Annotated in this window: 8 protein-coding genes; 4 read left to right on the top strand and 4 right to left on the bottom strand. The window is 44.5% G+C overall.

Annotated elements, in window-relative coordinates; genetic code table 11:
- Positions 1–13: 13 nt before the first annotated feature.
- Together pflA and pflB are read right to left on the bottom strand one after the other, a co-directional pair.
- Entirely contained in the window at positions 14–742 is a 729-nt protein-coding gene (pflA, locus tag OCV61_RS14085; protein WP_158422336.1) for a pyruvate formate-lyase-activating protein, read from the bottom strand.
- A 90-nt stretch (positions 743–832) separates the two neighbouring features.
- Positions 833–3,088 (bottom strand): formate C-acetyltransferase, encoded by a 2,256-nt coding sequence (pflB, locus tag OCV61_RS14090; RefSeq protein WP_158422337.1) that lies wholly within the window; start codon positions 3,086–3,088, stop codon positions 833–835.
- Between the two features lie 653 nt (positions 3,089–3,741).
- Between pflB and OCV61_RS14095 the strand changes: the two genes are divergently transcribed.
- From OCV61_RS14095 to OCV61_RS14110, 4 genes are read left to right on the top strand one after another with little or no spacing between them, the layout of a single operon-like run.
- Positions 3,742–4,509 (top strand): ABC transporter ATP-binding protein, encoded by a 768-nt coding sequence (locus OCV61_RS14095; protein ID WP_158422338.1) that lies wholly within the window; start codon positions 3,742–3,744, stop codon positions 4,507–4,509.
- Entirely contained in the window at positions 4,493–6,571 is a 2,079-nt protein-coding gene (locus tag OCV61_RS14100; RefSeq protein WP_330382953.1) for an FtsX-like permease family protein, read from the top strand. Before OCV61_RS14095 ends, OCV61_RS14100 begins: the two co-directional genes overlap by 17 nt.
- A gap of 19 nt (positions 6,572–6,590) precedes the next feature.
- Positions 6,591–7,268, top strand: coding sequence for a response regulator transcription factor (locus OCV61_RS14105; protein WP_158422340.1), 678 nt, complete (start codon positions 6,591–6,593; stop codon positions 7,266–7,268).
- Positions 7,265–8,287, top strand: a complete 1,023-nt coding sequence (locus tag OCV61_RS14110; RefSeq protein WP_158422341.1) for a sensor histidine kinase — start codon at positions 7,265–7,267, stop codon at positions 8,285–8,287. Before OCV61_RS14105 ends, OCV61_RS14110 begins: the two co-directional genes overlap by 4 nt.
- On the opposite strand, the gene OCV61_RS14115 is transcribed toward OCV61_RS14110, so the two are convergent.
- Positions 8,206–8,742, bottom strand: a complete 537-nt coding sequence (locus OCV61_RS14115; RefSeq protein WP_262583053.1) for a transposase — start codon at positions 8,740–8,742, stop codon at positions 8,206–8,208. The two genes, OCV61_RS14110 and OCV61_RS14115, sit on opposite strands and share 82 nt — an antisense overlap.
- Before the next feature lie 446 nt (positions 8,743–9,188).
- Positions 9,189–9,410 (bottom strand): transposase (locus OCV61_RS14120; protein ID WP_262583054.1); only part of this gene is annotated, 222 nt, incomplete at its 5' end.

Raw genomic sequence — 9,410 nt, forward strand, 5'->3', positions numbered from 1 at the left:
TTTATTTGACCTTTTATATAGCACCCAGGATCTTTCTGGCATTGTCGATCCTTTCCTGTGTAGGAGGCTTTACTCCCTCTAAAGGATAGGGGATGCCCAGCTTTTCCCATTTAAAAGTGCCTAATGTATGATATGGAAGGACCTCCACACGCTGCACATTTTTTAGTGTGTGGATAAAATCTGCAAGCCGGTAAAGATACTCATCCTTATCACTTCCGCCAGGTACCAGCACATGGCGGATCCATACAGGCTTTTCCATATCGGAAAGTTCCCTGGCCATTGCCAGAATATTCTCTCCTGTCTGTCCGGTAAGCTTCCTGTGCTCCTGTTCATCAATCTGCTTAATATCCAGAAGTACAAGATCTGTATACTTCATCAGTTCCAGCCACTGTGCATGCCAGGGTTCTTTTGCAGTATATGGATTGCCGCTGGTATCCAAAGTCGTATGAATGCCTGCTTCCTTCGCTTTTTTGAAAAGTTCCGTAAGGAACTCCATCTGTAAAAGAGGCTCCCCTCCACTTACCGTGATGCCGCCTTTTTCGCCCCAGTAAGATTTATAACGCAGTGCAATTTTCAAAAGCTGATCCGCTGTATATTCTTTTCCATCCTTCATATTCCAGGTATCCGGATTGTGACAGAATTGACAGCGCATGGCACATCCTGAAAGAAAGATCACATACCTTACTCCCGGGCCATCTACGGATCCAAAACTTTCCAAAGAATGAACATAGCCTTTTAACATATTATTTTTCCTTTACTTAACAGTATCCCGGGCAACCAAACATTGCCCGGGACTTATATTACGTGTTTTTTCAATTACAGCACTTTGTAATTACATAACCTCATGGCAGGTTCTGGCAATCACATCCAGCTGCTGCTCTCTTGTCAGATCAATGAACTTCACAGCATAACCGGAAACACGGATCGTAAAGTTTGCATACTCTTCTTTTTCCGGATGCTCCATAGCATCGATCAGTTTTTCTTTTCCAAATACATTTACGTTCAGATGATGTGCACCCTGATCAAAGTAACCGTCCAATACATGAACCAGGTTATCTGTACGCTCACTGTCAGTATGTCCAAGTGCATCCGGATTAATCGTCTGTGTATTGGAAATTCCATCCAATGCATCCTCATACTCCAGTTTTGCAACGGAGTTCAAAGAAGCAAGAAGTCCGTTCTGCTCTGCGCCATAAGACGGGTTTGCACCAGGTGCCAGTGGCTCGCCTGCTTTTCTTCCATCCGGAAGGGAACCGGTAGCCTTACCATAAACCACATTGGAAGTGATGGTAAGAATGGAAGTGGTTGGCTTGGAATCACGATAGGTATGGATATGTTTCAGCTTGTCCATAAATGTGGAAAGCAGGTTTCTTGCAATCTCATCCGCACGATCGTCATCATTTCCATAACGTGGGAACTCTCCCTCAACCAGGAAATCTGTAGTGATACCGTCTTCATCACGAATTGCTTTTACCTTTGCATATTTAATGGCTGACAAAGAATCAACCACATGGGAGAATCCTGCAATACCGGTTGCAAAAGAACGGTCCACCTTTGTATCGATCAGCGCCATCTCAGCGGCTTCATAGTAATATTTATCATGCATGTAATGGATCATATTCAGGGTTCCTACATACAGATGTGCCAGCCAGTCCATCATCTGGTCATACTTTGCAATGACCTCATCATAATCCAGATACTCGGAAGTGATTGGCTTATATTCCGGTCCTACCTGCATCTTTGTCTTCTCATCCACACCACCGTTGATGGCATACAGCAAACATTTTGCCAGGTTTGCACGAGCTCCGAAGAACTGCATTTCCTTACCAGTTTCTGTTGCAGATACACAGCAGCAGATTGAATAATCATCACCCCATACCGGGCGCATTACGTCATCATTCTCGTACTGGATAGAACTTGTTGTAACAGAAATATTTGCAGCATATTTCTTAAAGTTCTCAGGCAGCTTGGAAGAATAAAGCACTGTCAGGTTAGGCTCCGGAGCCGGTCCCATATCCTCAAGTGTATGCAGGAAACGGTAATCGTTCTTAGTTACCATATGGCGTCCGTCTACTCCCATACCTGCTACTTCCAGAGTTGCCCAAACAGGATCTCCTGAAAACAGCTGATTGTAAGACTCGATTCTTGCAAATTTCACCATACGGAATTTCATAACCATATGGTCAACCAGTTCCTGTGCTTCCTTCTCAGTCAGGATGCCTTTCTTAAGATCTCTTTCAATATAAATATCAAGGAATGTGGAAATACGTCCAACACTCATTGCAGCACCGTTCTGTGTCTTGATGGCTGCCAGATATCCGAAGTACAGCCACTGGAATGCCTCATGTGCGTTCGCTGCCGGCTGTGAAATATCATAGCCATAGATCTTCGCCATCTCCTTCATTCCCTTCAGGGCACGGATCTGGTCTGCGATCTCCTCACGCAGCTGGAAGTCATAACGGCGCATTCCCTGACGATCGCTGTCTGCAAAGTCTTTCTCTTTCCCTGCGATCAGGGCATCAATTCCGTACAGAGCTACACGTCTGTAATCGCCTACAATACGTCCGCGTCCATAAGTATCCGGAAGTCCGGTAAGGATCTTATTGTGGCGGGCCATTTTCATTTCAGGAGTGTAAATATCAAACACACCCTGATTATGTGTCTTAAACTCATATTTTGTAAACATATCATGGATCTGCGGATCAACCTTGTATCCATACATCTCACAGGCCTTTTCAGCCATCTTGATTCCGCCGTAAGGCATAAATGCACGCTTCAGAGGCTTGTCTGTCTGAAGTCCTACTACCTTCTCAAGATCTTTCAGGCTTTCATCAATGTATCCAGGTCCATATGCAGTAAGTCCTGTAACAACCTTTGTTTCCATGTCAAGCACACCATTATTGGCACGCTCTGCTTTCTGCAGTTCCTGCAATTTTCCCCATAATTTGTCTGTGGCTTCTGTAGGCCCTTCCAGAAAGGAATCATCTCCATCATACGGGGTATAATTGTGACGGATAAAATCACGAACATTGATCTTTTCTTTCCAGCGGCTTCCGCTGAACCCATCCCATTGTGCAAAATCTTTCATTTTTGTACCTCTTTCTTTCTTATTCTATCCCTCTGTTTTCCGCGTACATACTTTAATGATTGTTATTCATTTAACACACTCAGGATATATGAATATTCCGTTTCTGTCAATCCATTCTATGCATGCTCTTAATAAAGTACAATCCGATGATCACAGTTCATCAGGATCCCACGCACTCCTTCTGATCAAGAATCTATATTTCCGGCATTTTTCTGCAAAAGCATCCATCTTCATGTAACCAGATCACGCCGACGGCTTGCAGAAATCCATTCACATCCCCTTTTCCGTTTTTCCACCAATGGCCGAGGATTCAATGCACCACTACGAGCCGCAGCTTAATAAGCGCATCAAAGACTTTCTCAGCGTGGATGGCTGCAATCTGTACGACACGACCGATTTATAGATATAAAACAGTCCTGCCGGGAGAAAATCCTCCAAAAGCTGATGAACTATGATCTTGCCGAGGGTGCTATCCATGCAGTCCGGCATATTTTTTTCATTGCCACCCGACGCTCATACAAAACATATACTTATTCCGCTTGATGCGTCATTCTTGTTCTGAAAACAGAAACAGAATCCTTACAGCGACTGTAAGTGTTATTTATTGTGTTTCTGTGCTATCATTTACCTTGAAATGGATGGGAGGTATTCACATGAAACCAATTTTGAATATTGAAAATCTTACCAAAGTCTATGGGACTTTGCCAAACCAGACGAGAGCCCTGAACGGAATCACTTTTCAGGTCATGTCGGGAGAATTTCTCGGTATTATGGGAAGCAGTGGTTCCGGTAAATCCACGCTTCTCAACTGTATTGCAACTGTGATTCAGCCCACAGGCGGAAGCATTCAGGTGGAGGGCGATACTCTGCAATCGCTCAAGGGAAAGGCTCTTGCAGAGTACCGTGGCAAAAAAGTTGGTTATCTATTCCAGAACTTTGAATTGCTGGACAACCTGACTGGCAGGGAAAACATCCTGCTCCCCACTTCCTTGCATGGGGTATCCGAAACAGAAAGCAGCCAGCGGCTGAAGCAGTTGGCTGACTATCTGGAAATCACTGATGTTCTGGATAAGTTTCCGTCCAAGATGTCCGGCGGCCAGCGTCAGCGTGTTGCGGCAGCAAGGGCTCTGATCTTACATCCCCAAATGATCCTTGCCGATGAACCGACGGGTGCACTGGATTCTAAGAACGCAAGAAGTCTTATGGAGAAGCTGTCCGGCCTGAATCGTGACGAACAAGCTACGATCCTGATGGTAACCCATGATTCCAATGCCGCCAGCTTCTGTAAGCGCATCCTGTTCATCCAGGATGGCGTGATCTTTCATGAGCTGCGACGTGGAGACGAAAGCCAGCAGGAGTTCTACGGGCGCATCCTGAAGGTGATGGCGCAACTGGGAGGGGGCAATGCAAATGTTCTCTAATCTCATTCTTCGGAACAGCCGCCGCAGCCGAAAGGAAAACGGTCTGTTTTTCAGCTCCCTGGTGATTTCTATTGTTGCCTTTTACATGATCCTATCCATCTCCACTCAAGATGTGATGCTCTTTTTGCAGAAAATGGAGAGTGACGCAGTTGACAAACTCCTGCTTCTGATTCCTGCGTTTTATGGAATGACCCTCGGTATTCTGTTCTTTTTAATCTATTTCGCCTGCAAATATCAGTTCGAGCGCAGACGGCATGAGTTTGGTGTTTATCTAATGTTGGGGATGCGTAGAAGTAAACTGTTTGGTATGCTTCTGGCGGAAGATTGCCTGACCAGTATTCTTGCCATGCTCATAGGCTTACCTGTGGCTGTGGTGCTTTCAGAAATTGTCAGTCTTGTCACTGCCAAGCTGGTAGGCATGGGGATCATCGGTCATCAGTTTTCTTTATCCTGGTCTGCGATTGAATGGACGCTGGCAGGATTTCTGGCAATTAAGCTGACGGCACTTCTGATTTTGAGTGGACGAATCAGCCGCCAAGACATCGGTACTTTGCTATCCCAGCCAACGAACCGCACCAAGAAGCAAATGCCATCTGTTATCTATGGACTGGCTGCTATATGTGGAAGTGTGATGTTGGCAGCGGCTTACTACATGGCAATTCAGGGAATTGCATGGACAAAGGTAAGTATGATGGGACTGACTATGCTGTTGGGCATAGTTGGTACGATGCTGCTTTTCTATGGGATGCGTGCGCTGATTGCTTTGATTGTTAAGAAAGGAAAAGGAAATAAGCAGCTTCATGTATTTACCTTCCGGCAGATTCAGGAGAATGTCATTCATCAGTCAAACTCCATGGCCATCAGCTCCCTGCTGATTCTGGCGGCGCTGTGTTGTTTTGGTGTGGGCGTAGGAATTGTAGGAACGAATAGCCTGTCTTCTGGCCATGTAATTGATTATACTTTTGAAGATCATACTGCAGAAGATTCATCGCAGGTTCTTCCGAATATAAAGGCAGCCCTGAAAGAAAACGGTTTGGAAAATCAATTTTCAGAGCTTTTTGAAATGAAGGTTGGGAGTATTCGCACCACAGAAGATTATGATAATGCCTACAGTATGGACGCTGTTATGGACTCTCTTAGGAGCCTGTCCCAGTCGGAAGACCGGGATGTCCTTTTGAACAATCTTGGTTATGCCATATACCCATATTTGATTTGTTTATCGGACTATAATCGTTTGTTGGAATTGTCCGGCAATCCGGCTCTCCAATTAGGTGAAAAGGAGGCCGCTGTCTATATTGATACAGAGTTTACTACGGTAAGCCGTACCGCAATACTGAACCAAGTATTGGCCGGGCATCCCAAGGTGGAACTGGATGGTAGTCCGATTCATCTTACAGGAGAGGTTCAGTCTGTGAATTTAGTCACAGACCGTTCTATAACCTTGTCCTTTGCATTGATTCTTCCGGATGAGGCATTCCTATATTATAGCCAGGGAATGTATGATACCTATGTCAATGCGGTGCTCAGTGAGCAGGCTCTGGATGGAAATAACCTTATGAATACATATTTGGATTTGAATGAGACGCTGTACAAAACTGGCATTGAATATGAAAGCTATCTTCAGAATGTGGGTCGTCAGCTTTTCTACACCATAGCATCCAGTTATATTACCCTCTATCTTGCGATTGTTTTCCTGGTAGTTGCCAACACCATCGTGGGTGTTCAGTTCCTGATGAGTCAGCAGAAAACCGGGCGCAGATACCAGACCCTGATCCGCCTGGGAGCTACTTACGAAACCCTTTGCCAGTCTGCTGGAAAGCAAATTACCTGGTTTATGGGACTTCCTGTATTGGTTGCGGCTGTCAGCAGTCTGTTTGGAGTCAGGGCGTTATTTACAGGGATACTCTCGTCCCGAACCCGTGGAACAGTGTCTGAAATGCTGCTTGTATCTGCTGCTATGATTTTATTGCTTTGCGTGATAGAATATATTTATATGAGAGTGGTCAAGCGCTCCAGTGATCGATATTTGCTGACACTGATGCAGCCGCAGAGAGAAGAATAATTTGGAAGGGAGTGCTGTCGTGAAAAGAATTGCTGTTGTGGAAGATGAAGTCTATATGCAGGAAGAACTCTGCGATATGCTCCAAAAGAACGGCTATCTTGTGGAGGCAATTACCGAGTTTGAAGATGCCGCTCGGCTCTTGGCAGTCCTCCGCCCTGACCTTGCGATCTTAGACTTGAACTTGCCGGAGATCAGTGGCTTTCAAATCTGCCAGGAACTAAAGAATAAAACCGCTATCCCCGTCCTGGTACTGACTTCCAGAGATCAGGTAAAGGATGAACTGCAAGCGTTCCAGTTGGGTGCCGATGAATATTTGACGAAGCCGTGCAGAAAAGACCGGCTACTTGCCAGGGTATCCAATATTCTCAAAAGGTATGAAGGCCGTACCAATCTCATAGAGGGGCCAGATTTTCTGTTAGACCAGCAGACCTACACGCTTTATATTCATAATACCTCTGTAGTGCTTCCCAAAAATCAGGGAAAACTGTTGGTTGCTCTTCTGTCCGGCGGTGATGCTCTGGTCACGACGGAGCAGCTTTGCATGGCACTATGGGGAACCACGGAATATATAGAAGAAAATGCCTTGCAGGTTAACCTGACCCGGCTGAAAAAAACAATGTCCGCTCTTGAGATGAAGCAACAAATCGTTGCTGTTCGTGGGATGGGCTATCGTTTGGAAGCGGAGGTATCTCCATGAAACGATTTTGGCGCATGATAGAACGGTACTACCCCTGGCTGCTGTTGCTGCTGGGCGTGGATTGCTTTTGTGCTATCATTCTTTGGATTTCTGACATTCGGGCATTTCAAACCTTGATTGAGTTAGTAGTTCTGACAAGCCTCCTTTTGTTTTCAGCGATTCTGTTTGTACTAAATAAGCGGGAGACCACCCGCCGGGAGCTGTTCCGGGATTTTCTCAGCGATCCTACCATCTACAACGAGGAACGGCTGCTCAGTGCCATCAGCCGGGAAGAAGGAGAATCTATCCGGCTTCTGGCATCAGTTTTACAGGAACACAAAACTGAGAGTAACAGTATGGCAGATGCCCTACAGGACTATGAAGAATATGTGGAGAGCTGGGCACATGAAGCGAAAACGCCCCTATCGTTGTTGACCATGCTCCTGGATAATCGGAGCGACGAAATATCTCCTCCCCTGCAAGCAAAGCTGGATTATGTCCGCAGTCAGCTTCAGGAGGATGTCACTCGAATGTTATACTATGCCCGGTTAAAGAGCAGTACAAAGGATTATCAGTTTGAGGATATCAATTTGAATGACTGCTTGGGGGAAGTTCTGGAGGACTATGCTCCACTTCTGGAAGAAAAACAGTTTGTAATTCTCAATAAACTGCAATCTGAAACAGTCTATACAGACCGTAGAGGGCTTCAGTTTATGTTGGGACAGATCGTGAGCAATGCCATAAAATATAGCAGCGATAGTCCCATGCTAACGATCTCTATGATACATTCAGAGACCGCAGATGTCCTTTCAGTTGAGGATAACGGCATCGGTGTAAAAAAATATGATCTGCCGTATATTTTTCAAAAGGGCTTTACCGGGGATTCTACTGACAGCAGAAAGAAGGCTACTGGTATGGGGCTTTATCTGGTTAAGAAGATGGCTGATGATTTAAACCTTTACCTGGAAGCAACATCCCAATGGGGAAAGGGATTTAAGATAGTCATCTTCTTTCCAAAATTGAGATCCAACGGTGGATGATAAAAAGGGTGATTTTTATGTCTTGTTTCCAGAAAGTCAATAAACTCTAAGGAAGGATAACCGCGGTCAAAAACTGCGACAACCGGCTTCCTGATTCCAATTTTTTTTAATTGTTTTAAGTTTCTTTTTGCCAGTTCGTTTTCACTGATGCAAATATGTTCAATTTCAATATCCAGGTAAAAATGATTCAAAACATCATACATTCCGCTTACCAGTGCCCGTACCTGCCCTTTCCCGGAATGCTGGTTGCCGCTGTTTCCAAATGCTTCCCTGTTATCCTTTGAGTTTGGAACTTTCGCCTTGCTCCCGTCAATCGCGATTAGCAAATATCCTTTCCACAGTCTGGGTTCGTCAGAACGATAAAAATCCATAAGATATTTACAGTTCAGATAGGGAAAAATTTCCGGATTTAGACGTTTTCTCTGTTGTAGATATCCCTGGACAGATAACTGCATAGACAAGTCTCCTTTTTCTTTGAAATAGTTTCTAAGTTCAAATGTCGTGGTAAGCCCCTTTTTTGAAAGACAGCATAGCAACATGTCTTTTAGGGGCATTTTTCGCTTTCTCGAAAAAGCATGGTTTCCATTCTGTCTCGCATATTTTGCAATTTCCGGATCATATAATAATGCAGAAAACTTTTAAAATCTTGTTTTATAAGATTTAATCATATACACCCTGCCTATATTTTAACACAATGAAAGGAACCTGCGAACAGATTCCTTTCCATTTTTTCCTTAAGTTTATGATGTTGGGCTTAGCCGGTGGTTTGCTTTGACCCTATAAGGGTCTGTTACCGGCACTGGAGTCTAAAGACTCATCGAATAGGTTCGCCAATCGCAACATCATTTACTTACTAAGCCCTTACGGGCTTACAGACTGTAGACAAACTTGGTGTTGGGTGTTATGCCCAGCACCATTTTTCTTTTAAAACTTCTTTTCTTTTTATTTTCTTCAAAATCAACAAAAATCTGGCTGTGTTCCAACCTCGTTTTTCCAGAATCTTTGCCATTTTTTTCAAATTCATGCATGCAAAAGTAAGCCCGGCTTTCATTTCCATCCGTGCTTTTCCTACATACTGTGTATATCGAAATCCATGCTGTTCTTTCGCTGTACCGAAGATCCG

Source organism: Blautia ammoniilytica, from assembly GCF_025566965.1.
Lineage (GTDB): Bacteria > Bacillota > Clostridia > Lachnospirales > Lachnospiraceae > Blautia_A > Blautia_A ammoniilytica.

What these genes read in the sequence shown, in the direction of transcription:
- pflA (WP_158422336.1), bottom strand. Translation starts at nt 742, where the DNA reads ATGTTAAAAGGCTATGTTCATTCTTTGGAAAGTTTTGGATCCGTAGAT.
- pflB (WP_158422337.1), bottom strand. Translation starts at nt 3,088, where the DNA reads ATGAAAGATTTTGCACAATGGGATGGGTTCAGCGGAAGCCGCTGGAAA.
- OCV61_RS14095 (WP_158422338.1), top strand. Translation starts at nt 3,742, where the DNA reads ATGAAACCAATTTTGAATATTGAAAATCTTACCAAAGTCTATGGGACT.
- OCV61_RS14100 (WP_330382953.1), top strand. Translation starts at nt 4,493, where the DNA reads ATGCAAATGTTCTCTAATCTCATTCTTCGGAACAGCCGCCGCAGCCGA.
- OCV61_RS14110 (WP_158422341.1), top strand. Translation starts at nt 7,265, where the DNA reads ATGAAACGATTTTGGCGCATGATAGAACGGTACTACCCCTGGCTGCTG.
- OCV61_RS14115 (WP_262583053.1), bottom strand. Translation starts at nt 8,742, where the DNA reads ATGCAGTTATCTGTCCAGGGATATCTACAACAGAGAAAACGTCTAAAT.